General features: G+C 62.7%; 13 protein-coding genes. 7 read left to right on the plus strand and 6 right to left on the minus strand.

Annotated features, from left to right (window positions below):
- Positions 1-119: 119 nt before the first annotated feature.
- Positions 120-884 (minus strand): SDR family oxidoreductase, encoded by a 765-nt coding sequence (locus tag GGQ67_RS22750; protein ID WP_183902410.1) that lies wholly within the window; start codon positions 882-884, stop codon positions 120-122.
- 124 nt (positions 885-1,008) lie between these two features.
- Here GGQ67_RS22750 and GGQ67_RS22755 point away from each other — a divergent pair, with 124 nt between their 5' ends.
- Positions 1,009-1,914: a LysR family transcriptional regulator gene (locus GGQ67_RS22755; RefSeq protein WP_183902411.1), complete on the plus strand. Its 906-nt coding sequence runs from the start codon at positions 1,009-1,011 to the stop codon at positions 1,912-1,914.
- Here GGQ67_RS22755 and GGQ67_RS22760 read toward each other — a convergent pair whose 3' ends face one another.
- Complete coding sequence (locus GGQ67_RS22760; protein ID WP_183902412.1) at positions 1,915-2,787, minus strand: LysR family transcriptional regulator; 873 nt, start codon at positions 2,785-2,787, stop codon at positions 1,915-1,917.
- Between the two features lie 95 nt (positions 2,788-2,882).
- Between GGQ67_RS22760 and GGQ67_RS22765 the strand changes: the two genes are divergently transcribed.
- A complete protein-coding gene (locus GGQ67_RS22765) occupies positions 2,883-4,196 on the plus strand; it encodes an MFS transporter (RefSeq protein ID WP_183902413.1) in 1,314 nt (437 codons plus the stop codon).
- Positions 4,197-4,484: 288 nt separating this feature from the next.
- On the opposite strand, the gene ubiB is transcribed toward GGQ67_RS22765, so the two are convergent.
- Both ubiB and ubiE read right to left on the minus strand, forming a co-directional pair.
- On the minus strand, positions 4,485-6,059 hold the full coding sequence (ubiB, locus tag GGQ67_RS22770) for a 2-polyprenylphenol 6-hydroxylase (RefSeq protein ID WP_183902414.1): 1,575 nt from the start codon (positions 6,057-6,059) through the stop codon (positions 4,485-4,487).
- Between the two features lie 200 nt (positions 6,060-6,259).
- On the minus strand, positions 6,260-7,036 hold the full coding sequence (ubiE, locus tag GGQ67_RS22775; RefSeq protein ID WP_183902415.1) for a bifunctional demethylmenaquinone methyltransferase/2-methoxy-6-polyprenyl-1,4-benzoquinol methylase UbiE: 777 nt from the start codon (positions 7,034-7,036) through the stop codon (positions 6,260-6,262).
- Positions 7,037-7,185: 149 nt separating this feature from the next.
- Between ubiE and mutM the strand changes: the two genes are divergently transcribed.
- The 4 genes from mutM (at position 7,186) to dnaA (ending at position 11,800) form a co-directional block, all read left to right on the plus strand.
- Positions 7,186-8,091, plus strand: a complete 906-nt coding sequence (gene mutM, locus GGQ67_RS22780) for a bifunctional DNA-formamidopyrimidine glycosylase/DNA-(apurinic or apyrimidinic site) lyase (protein ID WP_183902416.1) — start codon at positions 7,186-7,188, stop codon at positions 8,089-8,091.
- A 47-nt stretch (positions 8,092-8,138) separates the two neighbouring features.
- A complete protein-coding gene (locus GGQ67_RS22785) occupies positions 8,139-8,912 on the plus strand; it encodes an enoyl-CoA hydratase (RefSeq protein WP_183902417.1) in 774 nt (257 codons plus the stop codon).
- A 202-nt stretch (positions 8,913-9,114) separates the two neighbouring features.
- Positions 9,115-9,393 (plus strand): 30S ribosomal protein S20, encoded by a 279-nt coding sequence (gene rpsT / locus GGQ67_RS22790; RefSeq protein WP_111563244.1) that lies wholly within the window; start codon positions 9,115-9,117, stop codon positions 9,391-9,393.
- A gap of 856 nt (positions 9,394-10,249) precedes the next feature.
- Positions 10,250-11,800, plus strand: coding sequence for a chromosomal replication initiator protein DnaA (dnaA, locus tag GGQ67_RS22795; protein WP_183902418.1), 1,551 nt, complete (start codon positions 10,250-10,252; stop codon positions 11,798-11,800).
- 185 nt (positions 11,801-11,985) lie between these two features.
- On the opposite strand, the gene fhuF is transcribed toward dnaA, so the two are convergent.
- Both fhuF and GGQ67_RS22805 read right to left on the minus strand, forming a co-directional pair.
- Complete coding sequence (fhuF, locus tag GGQ67_RS22800; protein ID WP_183902419.1) at positions 11,986-12,750, minus strand: siderophore-iron reductase FhuF; 765 nt, start codon at positions 12,748-12,750, stop codon at positions 11,986-11,988.
- A gap of 426 nt (positions 12,751-13,176) precedes the next feature.
- Complete coding sequence (locus tag GGQ67_RS22805) at positions 13,177-13,476, minus strand: hypothetical protein (protein ID WP_210279758.1); 300 nt, start codon at positions 13,474-13,476, stop codon at positions 13,177-13,179.
- A gap of 33 nt (positions 13,477-13,509) precedes the next feature.
- Here GGQ67_RS22805 and GGQ67_RS22810 point away from each other — a divergent pair, with 33 nt between their 5' ends.
- Positions 13,510-14,427: a DMT family transporter gene (locus GGQ67_RS22810; RefSeq protein ID WP_183902421.1), complete on the plus strand. Its 918-nt coding sequence runs from the start codon at positions 13,510-13,512 to the stop codon at positions 14,425-14,427.
- The last annotated feature ends 296 nt before the right edge of the window (positions 14,428-14,723 follow it).

The raw sequence follows: 14,723 nt of genomic DNA on the forward strand, positions 1-14,723 counted from the left end.
TCCTTGTGGGGTGGGCTGCTTGCCCACGATGTGTTGTTGGGGGCGGTCGGCAGAATGCCTTGCTGTCCTCTCGTGATCACCCCCTCCGAAAGGCGAAGGTGATCGACGAGCTGTGCGTGTCAGGTGCGGGTGATCGAGGCGCCGCCATCGACCAGCGAGGCCGTGCCGGTCACGAAGCTGGAATCGTCGGAAGCGAGGTAGAGCACCGAGCGGGCCAGTTCGTCAGGCGTTGCCACGCGCTTCAGCGCATGCAGGTTGGTGACGAAGCCCTTCTTGTCGGGCGTATCGTTCATCTCGCGATACATGTCGGTGTCGACGGCACCTGGGAGCACCGAGTTCACGCGCACGTTCTTCGGGCCGTATTCGGCGGCCAGCGCCTGCGTCAGGCCTATCAGGCCGGCCTTGCTGGCGGCGTAGGCTGCGACGCCGGGGAAGGCGAAGCTGTAGCCGACGAAGGTCGAGGTGAAGATCACCGAGCCGCCGCCATTCTGTTCCATCTGGCCGATCTGGTGCTTGGCGGCGAGGAACGAGGCCGTCAGGTTGATCGTTACCGCCTCGGTGAAACCGGCTTCCGATACGCCGGTGCTTGGGCCGGCCTCGCCGAGGATACCGGCATTGTTGAAGGCGATGTCGAGCTTGCCGTAACGCTCGACAGCGGTGGCGACCAGCGCCTTGTGATAATCCTCCGAGCGCACGTCGCCGGCAACGGCGACAGCGTCTCCGCCGGCGGCCTTGATTTCCTCGACCAGGCTGTCGAGCTCGGCCTGGCGGCGGGCGCCGACCACGAGCTTGGCGCCTTCGGCGGCAAAAAGCTTGGCCGTTGCGCGGCCGATGCCGGCGCTGGCACCGGTGATGATGGCGACTTTTCCATTCAAGCGGTTCATTCTTCCATCTCCTTTTTGGGTTGGGGTGGCGTTTGCCGCCCCGTTCGATGAGTGGAAGATGGCATTTTCCTTTTGTTCGGATTAGTCTCCAAATAGCGGAACTCGAATTCGGAAATGCCGAACGATGATCAGGATTGAGGGCATAACGGCATTCGTGTCGGTGGTGGAATCCGGCTCGGTCAGCGAGGCGGCGCGGCGCCTGCGCCTGTCGAAATCGGTGGTCAGCGAAAGGCTGGCCGAACTGGAGCGCTCGCTGGGCGGTATGCTGCTCCACCGCACCACCCGCAAGCTGACGCTCACCGAGGACGGCACCGCCTTTCTCGAACGCGCTGCCCGTATCGTCCGCGAGATCGAGGATGCCACGGCCGAGATGGCCGAGCGGCGCGGCACGCTCTCCGGCCCCTTGCGCATCGCCGCCCCCGTCACCTTCGGCCGCATGCATCTCGGCCCGGCGCTCTATCCGTTTCTGGCCAGGCACCCGGAGATCCAGCTGGTGCTCGATATCGATGATCGCCGCGTCGATGTTTCATCGGAAGGTTATGACGCCATTGTGCGCAATGGGCCGATCGTCGATTCCCGCCTCGTCGTCTGGAAGCTCAGCCGCAGCCGCCGTCTGCTGGTCGCGTCACCCGATTATCTGGAACGACACGGCGCGCCGAAGACGCTCAATGATCTCGATGGTCACAAGGGCATTTTCTACACCAATCGCGGCGTCTCCGACTGGCGCTTCCAGACGCCCGATGGCGCCATCGTCGTCCGCGCCAGCCAGGTGCTCGGCATGAACAATGGCGACATGATCCGCGATGCGGCGGTGGCCGGCCTCGGCATCGCGCTTCTGCCCGCCTTCATCGCCGGCCCAGCCGTCAGCGAGGGGCTGCTTAGCGAGATCGACGTCGGCTACAAGCCGGAAGCCGAGTTCATCTACATGGCCCATCCCGAAGGCCGCAATCCCTCCGCCAAGCTGCGCGCCGTCGCCGATCACCTGCGCAAGACCTTCGGCGATCCGCCCTACTGGGACCCATCAGGTTGATCAGATCAGGCTCATCAGATTGCCGACGACGCGAGAGCGTCGCGCCTTCAGCATCGCCAGCCCGAGCCGGGCCACCAGCGGCGGCCCCTCGATCGGCCGATAGGCGACGCCGTCGAGCGCCAGATGCGCAATCGAGGCCGGCACGATCGATACGCCGAGATCGGCCGCGACCAGATTGACCACGGAAGGGATCTGCGGCGCCTCCTGCGTCACGACAAGCTCGAACCCCGCATCCCGGCAGCCGCGCACGATATCGTCGTAGAGGCTGAGACCGACCGTGCGCGGAAAGAGAATGACGGGCTCGCCCGAGAGCGCGGCGAGCGGCACGGTCTTGAACTTCGCCAGCGGATGGTGCGCCGGCAGCGCGATCAGCATCGGCTCGTCCGCCAGCCGCTTCAGCTGCACATCTCTCGGGTCTTCGAGACCGGGCCGGATGAAGGCCGCGTCGATCTCCTGCCGCATCAGCTTTTCCATCAGCCAGTTGCTGTTCATCTCGGTGAGCGACAGGCTCACATCCGGCCATTGCCCGCGAAACCGGCGGATCGTGCCGCTGACGGCGGTGTTGAAGGCCGAGGACGCGGTGAAGCCGAGCGCCAGCCGCCCCGTCTCGCCGCGTGTCGCCCGCTGGGCGGCCAGCTTCGCCTTCTCTGCCGAGGCGATCGCCGCGCGCGCCTCCGGCAGAAACGCCGATCCCGCCTCGGTCAGCTCCGCCCCATGCGGCACCCGGTGAAACAGCGCCGCCCCGATCTCGTTTTCGAGATCGCGGATCTGCTGGCTGAGCGGCGGCTGCCCGATGCCGAGCCTCGCGGCCGCGCGGGTGAAATTCCGCTCCTCGGCCACCGCAAGGAAATAGCGGATATGGCGCAGCTCCATCGGTATCTCCAAAACCTATCAAGAAAGCCAGTTTCATATATTGGACAAATGATGGTCCGTTGGCTAGATCAAAGGGCGTGAAAGGTTGGTCCTCAATGCCACGCGCCGCAGACAAGCAGTCCGTACCCTCGGAAATCCCCTCCCATCCCCATCTGACCGTCATCGAGAATACCGCCCGCCAGCCGCTTGAAAACGCGCCGCAGGAACTCGCAGCGCAAGAAAAGCAGTTCCTGCTGCGCGGCACGCCGGCCTACAGGCGCGCCAGCATCGCGCTGTTCCTCTCGGGCTTCGCCACCTTCTCGCTGCTCTATTGCGTCCAGCCGCTGATGCCGATCTTCTCCACCGACTTCGGCATCAGCCCGGCCGCGAGCTCGCTCTCGCTGTCGCTGTCGACGGGCCTGCTAGCCTTCGCCATCTTCTGCGCCGCCGCCGTTTCCGAAAATTTCCGCCGCCGCAGCCTGATGTTCGCTTCGCTGCTGGGGGCGGCACTCTGCACGATCGCCTGCGCGCTGGTCTCGAGCTGGAATGCGCTGCTGGTCATCCGCGCGCTCGAGGGCCTGCTGCTTGGCGGCGTGCCCGCCGTCGCCATGGCCTATCTGTCGGAAGAGATCGATCCGCGCGGCCTCGGCGCATCCATGGGCCTCTATATCGCCGGCAACGCCTTCGGCGGCATGGCCGGCCGCGTCGTCACCGGCACGCTGGCCGAGTTCTTCTCGTGGCGCATCGCGCTCGGCACGCTGGGCGCCATCGGCCTTGCGGCGGCCATCGGCTTCTTCCTGCTCCTGCCCGCCTCGCGCAATTTCACCCCGCGCAAGGGCTTCAACGCCCGCTTCCACCTCGGGGCCTGGGCCGGCCATATCAGAAGCCCGGTGCTGCCCTTCCTCTTCGCCATCGGCTTCCTCGCCATGGGCACCTTCGTCACGGTCTATAATTATATCGGCTTCCGCCTCGTCGAAGCGCCCTACGATCTGAACCAGACCGAGCTCGGTCTGATCTTCACGGTCTACATCTTCGGCATCGCCGCCTCATGGATCGCCGGCCTGCTCGGAGACCGCTTCGGCCATTTCGTCGTGCTGCCTTCTGGCATCGCGCTGTCGGCGATCGGCGTGGCGCTGACCTTCTCGGCCTCGCTGCCGCTGATCATCCTGGGCATCGTGCTCCTGACCTCGGGCTTCTTCGTCGCCCACTCGGTGGCAAGCGCGCTGGTCGGACGGCTCGCCAGGGGCACCAAGGGCCACGCCTCGTCGCTCTATCTCCTGTCCTATTACATCGGCTCCAGCGTCGCCGGCTCGCTCGGCGGCTATTTCTGGGGCGCCGATGGCTGGAACGCGGTCGTGGTGTTCACGCTGACACTGCTGGCGATCGGCATGGTCGCGGCACTCGCCGCAGCACGGCTGTCGCGCCGGTAGCAAACTAGAAAACTGACAAGGCCATTTTCGGTTTTAGACGCTTAACTCCCTCATTCCTGTGCTTGTCACAGGAATCCAGCCATGGCGCGTCTGCGCCGTGAAAAGACTCTTTACGCCCAAGGACTTGGGCTGCTGGATTCCTGTGACAAGCACAGGAATGAGGGAATGTGTGGGTGCCAATGGCGACTAGAGCAAACGTTGGCATCGCTAAAACGTTAGCTCTGTCCGCGATCTGACCGGTCCCGCCGAAAGCGGGCTTCCGCATCAGAGGCAAGCGCGTGGTAGCGCTCAGCTAACCACCCAGGCGATATAAACAAGCGTCAGCGCGATCAGCCAGAGCGCGAAGCGGCCGGAGCGGCTGTGGCGGGCTTCCGACTTGCCGATCGCCTCGGCCGTCTCGGCATCGAAGCGCAGGCCGTTCTCGCTCATCTTGAGCAGTTCGTGGTGGAACTTCTCCGTCTTGGCGGCGATCTCGGGTGCGGCCTCGGCAAGCTTCACGGCGGCCTTCAGCCCGTCCTTGATATCGGTCGCGATCCGCTTCGGTCCGAGATTGTTGCGGATCCATTCGCCGACGACGGGTTCGGATGCCTTCCACATGTTGAAGCGCGGGTTGAGGATGCGGGCGACGCCCTCGACCACGACCATGGTCTTCTGCAGCATCACCAGCTCGGGCCGCGCGGCCATGTCGAACAGCTCGGTCACCTCGAACAGCAGCGTCAGCAGCTTGCCCATCGAGATCGTCTCGGCCGGCTGCCCGTGGATCGGTTCGCCGATCGCGCGGATCGCCTGCGCGAAGCTCTCGACGTTGTGGTGGCCGGGCACGTAGCCAGCCTCGAAATGCACCTCGGCGACGCGGATATAATCGCGCGTGATGAAGCCATAGAGGATCTCGGCGAGGAAGCGGCGTTCCTTCTTTCCGAGACGCCCGACAATGCCCATGTCGACGGCGACGATCATGCCCTTGGGATCGACGAAGAGATTGCCCGGATGCATGTCGGCGTGGAAGAAGCCGTCGCGCAGCGTATGGCGCAGGAAGGACTGGATCAGCGTGTCGGCCAGCGCATTGAGATCGTGGCCGGCGGCCTTCAGGCCCTCGACATCGGACATCTTGACGCCGTCGATCCACTCCATGGTGATGACGTCGCGCCCGGTGCGTTCCCAGTCGACGGTCGGAACGCGGAAGCCCGGATCGTTCTGGGTATTCTCGGCGATCTCCGAAAGCGCTGCCGCCTCGAGCCTCAGGTCCATCTCGACCTTGGTCGTCTGCTCCAGCGTCTTCGTCACTTCGACCGGCTTCAGGCGCCGGCTGGAGGGCATGAAGCGCTCCTGCAGATGGGCGACGAGATACATCGCCTCGAGATCGTGGGTGAAGCGCTGGCGCACGCCGGGGCGGACCACCTTGACGGCAACCTTCTTGCGTCCCTGCGGCGTCATCACCTCGGCCGGATGCACCTGCGCGATCGAGGCGGCCGCGATCGGCTCGCCGAAGCTGACGTAAAGCTCGTCCACCGAACGGCCAAGAGAACCCGCGATATTGGCCTTGGCTGCCCCCTCGGGGAAGAAGGCCATCCGGTCCTGCAATTGCGACAGGTCGTCGGCGAACTCGACGCCGACGACGTCGGGACGCGTTGCCAGGAACTGGCCGATCTTCACATAGGAAGGTCCCAGCCGCTCGACGGCCTTGGAGAGCCGGTCGCTGCGCTTCTGGGTCTTGGCGCGCTTGCGCGCGAACATGCCGACGAAGGATTTGGCGGCCGCGACGGACGGCGGAAGCTCATCGGAAGGCAGCGCCGAGACGACGCCCTCGCGCACGAGAATCCAGCCAACCCGCCAGAGCTGGAAATATGCCGAAACAGTGCTCATGCGCTCAAGCCTATAGCCGGCGTTGGAGCAATCTCTGCCCTCATTCCTGTGCTTGTCACAGGAATCCAGCCACGGCGCGTCTGCGCCGTGAGGGAATCATGTCGCGTAAAAGTGTCTCTCGCACTCCCGGACGGGAGTGCGCTGGATTCCTGTGACGAGCACAGGAATGAGGGAGGAACGATTTGCGTGCTCATTCCGACTTAAAGCTTCCAGCCGGAGTGCAGGGCGGCGATACCGCCGGTGTAATTGGTGTAGCTGACGCGCGAGAAGCCGGCATTGCGGATCATCGCCGCGAAGTTTTCCTGGTTGGGGAACTTGCGGATGGATTCGACCAGATACTGATAAGGTTCGGCATCGCCGGTGATCGCCTTGCCGAACTTCGGGATGGCATTGAACGACCAGCTTTCATAGACGCGGTCGAGCAGCGGCATGTCGACTTCGGAGAATTCGAGCACCAGCAGCCGGCCGCCGCGCTTCAGCACGCGGTAGGCTTCGCTGAGCGCCACGTCGATGCGCGGTACGTTGCGGATGCCGAAGGCGATCGTATAGGCGTCGAAGCTGTTCGCCTCGAAGGGCAGTTCCTCGGCATTGGCCTCGACGAAGGTCAGGTTGTCGGAGAGCTTCTTCTTGGCCGCGCGCTCGGCGCCGACAGCCAGCATCGATCCGTTGATGTCGAGCACGGTGGAGTGCGCCATCCGGTTCGAGGCTTCGATGATGCGAAACGCGATGTCGCCGGTGCCGCCGGCCACGTCGAGCGTCTTGTAGCCGGGCTCCTTGCGCGGGTTCAGCGCCGCGATCATCGCATCCTTCCAGACGCGGTGCATGCCAACAGACATGACGTCGTTCATGATGTCGTAGCGCTTGGCGACCTTATGGAAGACGTCGTTGACGAGGCCCTGCTTTTCGCCGCCTGAAACTTCGCGGAAGCCGTATGATGTTTCCATGCCGCCGTCGGCGGAGGTGCGGCTGTCTGACATCGAATACTCCAATCTCTTAAATCAACGCGGCGACCATAGCGAAATCAGGCAGGCGACGCTATCTGTGGGCAACGGTCCGGTCCGCGACACCATGGCGCTATAGCGCACATCGCGGGCGGTTGAAACATGTTCGATATAGATGGGTTAAGATGCCGGAATTGCCAGAAGTCGAAACCGTCAGACGCGGCCTCGCGCCCACCATGGAGGGCGCGCGCATCGTCAGATTGGAGCTCAGGCGAGGGGATCTGCGCTTCCCGTTTCCCGAGGCCTTCGGCGAAAAGGCATCCGGCCGCACCATCGTCTCGCTGGGGCGCCGGGCCAAGTACCTGCTGATCGATCTCGATAGCGGCGCCACCATCATCGCCCATCTCGGCATGTCCGGCTCCTTCCGCATCGAGGCCGGCCCGATCGCCGACACCCCCATCTCCGAAACACCGGGCGAATTCCACCATCCGCGCTCCAAGGATGAAAAGCACGATCACGTGATCTTCCATCTGGAAGGACCCTCGGGGCAAAGCCGCGTCATCTATAATGACCCGCGCCGCTTCGGCTTCATGGACATGGCCGATCGAACGGCGCTCGACATCAACCCCTTTCTCCATGGTCTCGGCCCGGAGCCGACGGGCAATGCGCTGAGCGCCGCCTATCTGGCCGAGCGCTTCAAGGGCAAGGCGCAGCCGCTGAAAAGCGCGCTGCTCGACCAGAAGAACATCGCCGGCCTCGGCAATATATATGTGTGCGAGGCGCTGTGGCGCTCGCACCTGAAGCCGACGCGCGCCTCGGCCACCCTGGTGACGCCGACGGGCAAGCCGACGAAGCAGCTCGACCTGCTCGTCTCCTCGATCCGCGACGTCATCGCCGATGCGATCCTGGCCGGCGGCTCGTCGCTGCGCGATCATATCCAGACGGATGGCTCGCTCGGCTATTTCCAGCACTCCTTCTCCGTCTATGATCGCGAAGGACAGCCTTGCCGTACGCCCGATTGCGGCGGTACCATCGCCCGCATCGTTCAGGCCGGGCGCTCGACCTTCTATTGCCCCAACTGTCAGAAGTAACGGCCTGCCACAAATAGCCTGGGCATTGGCCCGACCGGGAGGAACGCATGTCTTATGAAACGCTGATCGTCGAGGCCCGCGGCGCCGTGGGGCTGATCACGCTGAACCGCCCGCAGGCGCTCAACGCCTTGAACTCGACGGTGCTGAAGGAGTTGCTGCAGGCCCATGCAGCATTCGAAGATGACGACGCCATCGGCGCCATCGTCCTGACCGGCTCGGAGCGCGCCTTTGCCGCCGGCGCCGATATCAAGGAAATGCAGCCGCTCGACTTCGCCGACGTCTACAGCCGCGATTTCCTCGGCGGCTGGGACGATGTCGCGAAAATCCGCAAACCCGTCATCGCCGCCGTCTCGGGCTTCGCGCTCGGCGGTGGCTGCGAGCTCGCCATGATGTGCGACTTCATCATCGCCTCGGAGACGGCGAAATTCGGCCAGCCGGAAATCACGCTCGGTGTCATCCCCGGCATGGGCGGCTCGCAGCGCCTGACCCGCGCCGTCGGCAAGGCCAAGGCCATGGACATGGTGCTGACCGGCCGCATGATGGATGCGGCCGAAGCCGAGCGCGCGGGACTCGTTTCGCGTGTGGTCGCCCCCGATCGTCTGCTCGATGAAGCGCTCGAGGCGGCCGCCAGGATCGCCTCTCTGTCGCGCCCTTCGGTGCTGATGGCCAAGGAGGCGGTCAACCGGGCGCTGGAGACCACGCTGGAGGAGGGGCTGCGCTTCGAGCGCCGCTTGTTCCAGAGCCTCTTCGCGACACAAGATCAGAAGGAAGGGATGACAGCCTTCATCGAAAAGCGTAAACCCGCCTTCAAGAACCGCTGAGCCCCAAACTCGTCCCTGGGCGAAAAGGCGACGGTTCCTTGAAAATGCGCGTTGACGCCGGTCGGCTTTAGGGTTATATGCCCGCCCAAGGTTCGGGAAGCCAGTCCGGTTTTCCGATAATGCTCCCGCATTGCTGTGTAGGAAGTGGCTGCAAGGCCCGCGGCGGTAGCGGAGTTTGTTCGAATTCTTGAGAGAGGCATCCATGGCCAATACAACTTCGGCGAAAAAAGCGACCCGCAAGATCGCCCGCCGTACCGACGTCAACAAGGCTCGTCGCTCGCGCGTTCGCACGTTCGTTCGTCAGGTCGAAGAAGCACTCGCAGCCGGCGACGCTGCCAAGGCCAAGGAAGCCTTCCAGGCCGCGCAGCCGGAACTGGCACGCGCAGCAAGCAAGGGCGTCCTGCATGCCAACACGGCATCCCGCAAGGTCTCGCGTCTCGCGGCCCGCGTGAAGGCTCTGTCGGTCGGCGCGACCGCTTAAGCTTCCGTTAATAAAGACAGCTATATGATTAGCCCGGCAACTTTGTCGGGCTTTTTCGATTCCGCCAAGTGCCCGAACTATGGTTAATTTGGCGACGATTTCGTGTCGAGCGAATGACACAAAAAAATGAGTAATAACAATGGCTTGTGTCAGGTTGCTATTGAACGAAGAGACTCAGACCTCCCGCTGCGGCGTCTAAAAGGAGTCAAGAAGCTTTTTTCTTTTTTTCTTTTTATGCGTGTCGAATTTGCCGGTTTCCTGAATCTCCTTGATTCAAAAGCGATTCTTTTTTTGCTCTCATGCAGCGCCCTAAAACTGTCTCCGGAGTCAACCGGCTGCGCTTAATTTTGAGTAAAATTCCCCGTTGATCTCCACCCCCGATCCTGCCTAAATGCCTCCCAACAAGGGGCTCGGACATCACCTGTTTTAAGGCTTGGTCTGAAACTGCCATGTCGGCGGGACGATGCTTTTGTGTCTTTTGTTGCGGAAGTTTCGACCTCCGGATTTTCACGCACTGGTGCCGATTGCACCGCGGCTGTGGCTGCCGCGGAACGGGATCACCTGTGCGCCTTTTTTCAGGGTTGCACGCTGTGCGTGCGATGCCGGGATAAGGAAAAAGCATACGCAGGCAGGCAGGCTGGTGTCGTTGGACGAGGAACGGCACCGGTAGGAGACGGGAAGCAAAAAGATCGCATGAAGCGATCGACTTCGCCTCCAGCAGTCGCCTCTCGTTAAGAGGCACGCGTTTGAGTGAACCGGCCGGTAGCGGAGCATGAGGGTGCTGCTGCCAGGTCATAAGCGGGGAAATGATCGGGCGACCAGGATTAGGTCGGCCGAGGAACTATAAGGCGGCAATATGCACATGAATTCGATGGCGGCGAGTGCCTTGGACAGTTCGGACAAGGTCTCTCAGACGTTAGGCTCTATTTGCCCAGAAGCGGCGGGGGAAAAGGGAGACATGAAGAATGATGGCATACTTTTTGACAGAGCCAGTGCACGCCTGAAGGCGCAGGTCGGTCCGGATGTCTATGCAAGCTGGTTTGGCCGGCTGAAGCTCCATTCCGTCTCCAAGAGCGTCGTGCGGCTGACTGTACCAACAACTTTTCTGAAATCCTGGATCAACAATCGCTATCTCGATCTGATCACCGGCATTTTCCAGGCGGAAGATGCTGAAATCCTGAAGGTCGAGATCCTGGTTCGCACGGCGGCACGCGCAACCGGCAAGCCGGAAGAAGCGCCGGTGCAGGAACCGACATCGTCGGTCGCACCGATCCGTCGCCCGGTCGCCCAGCAGGCCGGCCAGATCGTCCAGCAGGCCGTTTCGGCGGCGTCCGCGGCGCGTCCGGCGACCTCTGGCCAGCCGCTCTTCGGCTCGCCGCTCGACAACCGCTTCACCTTCGACACCTTCGTCGAAGGCAGCTCCAATCGCGTCGCCCTTGCGGCCGCGAAGACCATTGCCGAAGCAGGTCAGGGCGCGGTGCGCTTCAACCCGCTCTTCGTCCACTCCACGGTCGGTCTCGGCAAGACCCATCTGCTGCAGGCAATCGCCAATGCGGCCGTACAGAACCCGCGCCAGCTGCGCGTCGTCTACCTGACGGCGGAATATTTCATGTGGCGTTTCGCGACCGCGATCCGCGACAATGATGCGCTGACGCTGAAGGATAGCCTGCGCAACATCGACCTTCTGATCATCGACGACATGCAGTTCCTGCAGGGCAAGATGATCCAGCACGAGTTCTGCCACTTGCTGAACATGCTGCTCGACAGCGCCAAGCAGGTTGTCGTCGCGGCCGATCGTGCGCCCTGGGAACTGGAATCGCTCGATCCGCGCGTTCGTTCGCGTCTGCAGGGTGGCGTGGCGATCGAGCTTGACGGCCCGGATTACGAGATGCGTCTCGAAATCCTCCAGCGCCGTCTCGATGTCGCCCGCGCCGATGATCCGTCGCTGGAAATGTCGAGCGAGCTTCTGAACCACGTGGCCCGCAGCATCACCGCCAGCGGCCGCGAACTGGAGGGCGCCTTCAACCAGCTGCTCTTCCGCCGCTCCTTCGAGCCGAACCTGACCGTCGAGCGCGTGGACGAGCTTCTCGCCCATCTGGTCGGCTCCGGCGAGCCGCGCCGTGTGCGTATCGAGGACATCCAGCGCATCGTCGCACGGCACTACAACGTGTCGCGCCAGGAACTGGTCTCGAACCGCCGCACGCGCGTCATCGTCAAGCCGCGCCAGATCGCCATGTATCTGGCGAAGACGCTCACGCCGCGCTCCTTCCCGGAGATCGGTCGCCGCTTCGGTGGCCGCGATCATACGACGGTGCTGCACGCCGTGCGCAAGATCGAGGAACTGATCTCCGGCGACAGCAAGCTGTCGCACGAGATCGAGCTGCTGAAGCGCCTGATCAACGAATAGGGCGTGACCGCCTGAGACATCAAACGGCCGGGAGCGATCCCGGCCGTTTGCGTTTGGCCCGCGGCTGGTCGAGGCCAAGGACACGGCTTATCCGCGAGCGCGTGCACGACGGCTGTCGCTCGAGCCGACATCGATTGTCTCAAGGCTTGGGAAAGTGCCGCGCCGTCATCGGTTTTGAACCGAGACTATTGCGGATTGCGCTGGCTGGGCAGGGCGCAGCGATTGCCGCAGCTGGCGACCCCGGGAAGCATGTAGCGCAGGCAGCAGAGCTTGCGCCGCTGCACCATCTGCCCGCCTTCCTCGATCCGTTTGACGCTGCCGCACAACGGGTTCGGCCCGCCATCCGGCAGGCAGCCGCGCACGAAGAGCGGCAGGTCGGGCGCCGAACGCCCGCCATTATCGGCATCGGTCAGCCGCAGCGTGTAGTCGATGTAGACGGCGGCGTTGTTCCACAGGAGCTTCGCCGAGAGGCCGCAGCGCTTCAGGCGCTCCACGGCGATGTCGATATGGCCCGACATCAACGGCCCGGTCACGGAAAATTCGTCCTCGCTCGTCTTTTCGCCGATCATGCCGCGATGGGCGACGCCGAAGGCGCGCGGCAATCCATCCTCGGTGAGCGCGATCGTCATGTCCTGGAACGCCACCGGCAGCACTTGGCCGGAAAGGCGGCGGGCAAGCAGATAGGGAATCGTCAGTCCGGCGAAATAATAGAGCGACCACATGGAGACGACGGCGCGGCGATCCGTGCCCTTTGTCACCTCGGTGTATCGGTCGATCGCCCGCTCGAAGCCGCCATCCTCGAAGAATGCAGACAGAGCAACCCCACCGGCGAGCTCATCCGCCAGCATCATCTTGTCGCGGCACCAGGCGTGGTCGCCGGAAAAAGCGGGAGACAAGCCGATCGGCTGCGGAAGCCCTGGCGCCGTCCGCGCGATCTGTTGAACTGTCATGACTGAGGTTCGGCCTTGCCCGTATGCGTCTTAATCCTGACTATCATAATCACCAAATGCCCGCCGGGAAAGCATTTTATGAGTAAGGGTGTCCACTTTCCGCGATTGCTGAAATAAGCGCAGGTGCCTCGGCTCAGCAAAAAATTCCAACTCCCATCGAAAACCTCGGCTAGGGTTGGTGAGCTAGCCATTCCTCGTCATCGGCAAATGTCTCATACACCTCACCAGATGGACTTAAGCCCAGACGGGCTAGGTAGTTTGATAGCTCAAGAAAGGTGGTCTGCTCGATGGATTCTAGGCAAAACCAAGTCGCTTCACATTCATAGCATAAGAACACGGTTCTATGAGCTGCGCCGATATGCACCTTCTTGACCCAATCTTGTTGGCAGCGTGGGCATTCCATCTTCATATCTAAGTGCCTTAGGTTTATTTCGTCTCGATTGCGCACCGAATTTCGTCACGGTTGAGCTTATTTAATCCGCCTTGAACAAGTGCTTTTAGTATTTGAACGATACAAAAAGAGCCGCTCGTGGCGCGTAAAATCAGTAGCCTAACAACTTGCTGAAGATCACCATCGAGAGGCTGTGGTGGCTTGGCAATAATCGCAATAGTATATGAATCAAAGCGATCATTGCAGGTGCAAGCCTGACCGCCATGGATAAGAATAACTCGATGGACGATCACAGCCCGCGCAGGAATCGGGTGGCGCAGGGCAATGCCGAGCACTAAGCCAGCCATGCCGCCAATGGGAGAGACACGATGCCGCACAAACAGATGGGCCTTGCCGAATGGGGGCTGTTGCTGGTGCTCTCGCTTCTATGGGGCGGTTCCTTCCTCTTCAATGGCATCCTGGTGAAAACCCTGCCGCCGTTGACGATCGTTACCGGCCGCGTGCTGATCGCCGCCGTCGCGCTGAACCTGATCGTGCGCGCCACCGGCCACGCCATGCCGCGCGACGGCAAATCCTGGGCGGCCTTCTTCGTCATGGGCCTGATCAACAACATGATCCCCTTCTGCCTGATCGTCTGGGGGCAGACCCACATCGCGAGCGGCCTCGCCTCGATCCTCAACGCCACCACGCCGCTCTTCGGCGTCGTCGTCGCGCATCTGTTGACGGCGGATGAGAAGATGACCGGAAACCGCCTGCTCGGCGTCCTCGTCGGCTTCGCCGGCGTCGCCTACATGATCGGCTTCGATGCGCTGCGCGATCTTGGAACCAATGTGCTGGCGCAGCTCGCGGTTCTGGGCGCCGCACTCTCCTATTCCTTCGCCGGCATCTACGGCCGCCGCTTCCGCCAGATGGGCATGGCGCCGCTTCTCCCCGCCGCCGGCCAGGTCACCGCCTCCAGCGTGCTGATGCTCCCCATCGCCCTCGTCGCCGACCAACCCTGGACGTTCGCCGCTCCCTCGGCCGAGGCCTGGATGGCGCTCCTCGGCCTGGCGCTGCTCTCGACGGCGGTCGCCTACGTCCTGTTCTTCCGCATCCTCGCCACCGCCGGCGCCACCAACCTCATGCTCGTCACCTTCCTCATCCCCGTCAGCGCCATCCTGCTCGGCGCCGCCATCCTCGGCGAGCAGCTGCAGGCCAAGCACCTGATCGGCATGGCGATGATTGCGATCGGACTGGCTGCGATTGATGGGCGGGTGTTTTCGCGGGTGCGGAGGAGGGTGGCGTGAGTGCCACTTGCTCCCCCTCTCCCCTCGGGGAGAGGGTAGGGTCAGGGGGCTATTGGTCGTGACGTCAGAGGTTTATGTTTCAAAACAAGAGGATAGCGAAGAGCCCGGAGCCCCCTCATCCGACCCTTCGGGCCACCTTCTCCCCGCGCGGGAGAAGGGGAGGTTGGAGCGAGTGGCTTACCACGAGTCTCTTCTCCCCATAGGGAGCTGTTGCAAAATACGAGATCGAGGCCAGTTCCGTTACGAACTGACCTGCCTCTTGCCCCGCTCAATGCTTTGAGTGGGGTTTTATCGGC

This window comes from Rhizobium metallidurans, assembly GCF_014196505.1.
In the GTDB taxonomy this organism is placed as follows: domain Bacteria; phylum Pseudomonadota; class Alphaproteobacteria; order Rhizobiales; family Rhizobiaceae; genus Rhizobium; species Rhizobium metallidurans.

What these genes read in the sequence shown, in the direction of transcription:
- GGQ67_RS22760 (WP_183902412.1), bottom strand. Translation starts at nt 2,787, where the DNA reads ATGGAGCTGCGCCATATCCGCTATTTCCTTGCGGTGGCCGAGGAGCGG.
- GGQ67_RS22785 (WP_183902417.1), top strand. Translation starts at nt 8,139, where the DNA reads ATGTCTTATGAAACGCTGATCGTCGAGGCCCGCGGCGCCGTGGGGCTG.
- GGQ67_RS22810 (WP_183902421.1), top strand. Translation starts at nt 13,510, where the DNA reads ATGCCGCACAAACAGATGGGCCTTGCCGAATGGGGGCTGTTGCTGGTG.
- GGQ67_RS22765 (WP_183902413.1), top strand. Translation starts at nt 2,883, where the DNA reads ATGCCACGCGCCGCAGACAAGCAGTCCGTACCCTCGGAAATCCCCTCC.
- GGQ67_RS22750 (WP_183902410.1), bottom strand. Translation starts at nt 884, where the DNA reads ATGAACCGCTTGAATGGAAAAGTCGCCATCATCACCGGTGCCAGCGCC.
- GGQ67_RS22755 (WP_183902411.1), top strand. Translation starts at nt 1,009, where the DNA reads ATGATCAGGATTGAGGGCATAACGGCATTCGTGTCGGTGGTGGAATCC.
- fhuF (WP_183902419.1), bottom strand. Translation starts at nt 12,750, where the DNA reads ATGACAGTTCAACAGATCGCGCGGACGGCGCCAGGGCTTCCGCAGCCG.
- dnaA (WP_183902418.1), top strand. Translation starts at nt 10,250, where the DNA reads ATGCACATGAATTCGATGGCGGCGAGTGCCTTGGACAGTTCGGACAAG.
- rpsT (WP_111563244.1), top strand. Translation starts at nt 9,115, where the DNA reads ATGGCCAATACAACTTCGGCGAAAAAAGCGACCCGCAAGATCGCCCGC.
- ubiE (WP_183902415.1), bottom strand. Translation starts at nt 7,036, where the DNA reads ATGTCAGACAGCCGCACCTCCGCCGACGGCGGCATGGAAACATCATAC.
- mutM (WP_183902416.1), top strand. Translation starts at nt 7,186, where the DNA reads ATGCCGGAATTGCCAGAAGTCGAAACCGTCAGACGCGGCCTCGCGCCC.
- ubiB (WP_183902414.1), bottom strand. Translation starts at nt 6,059, where the DNA reads ATGAGCACTGTTTCGGCATATTTCCAGCTCTGGCGGGTTGGCTGGATT.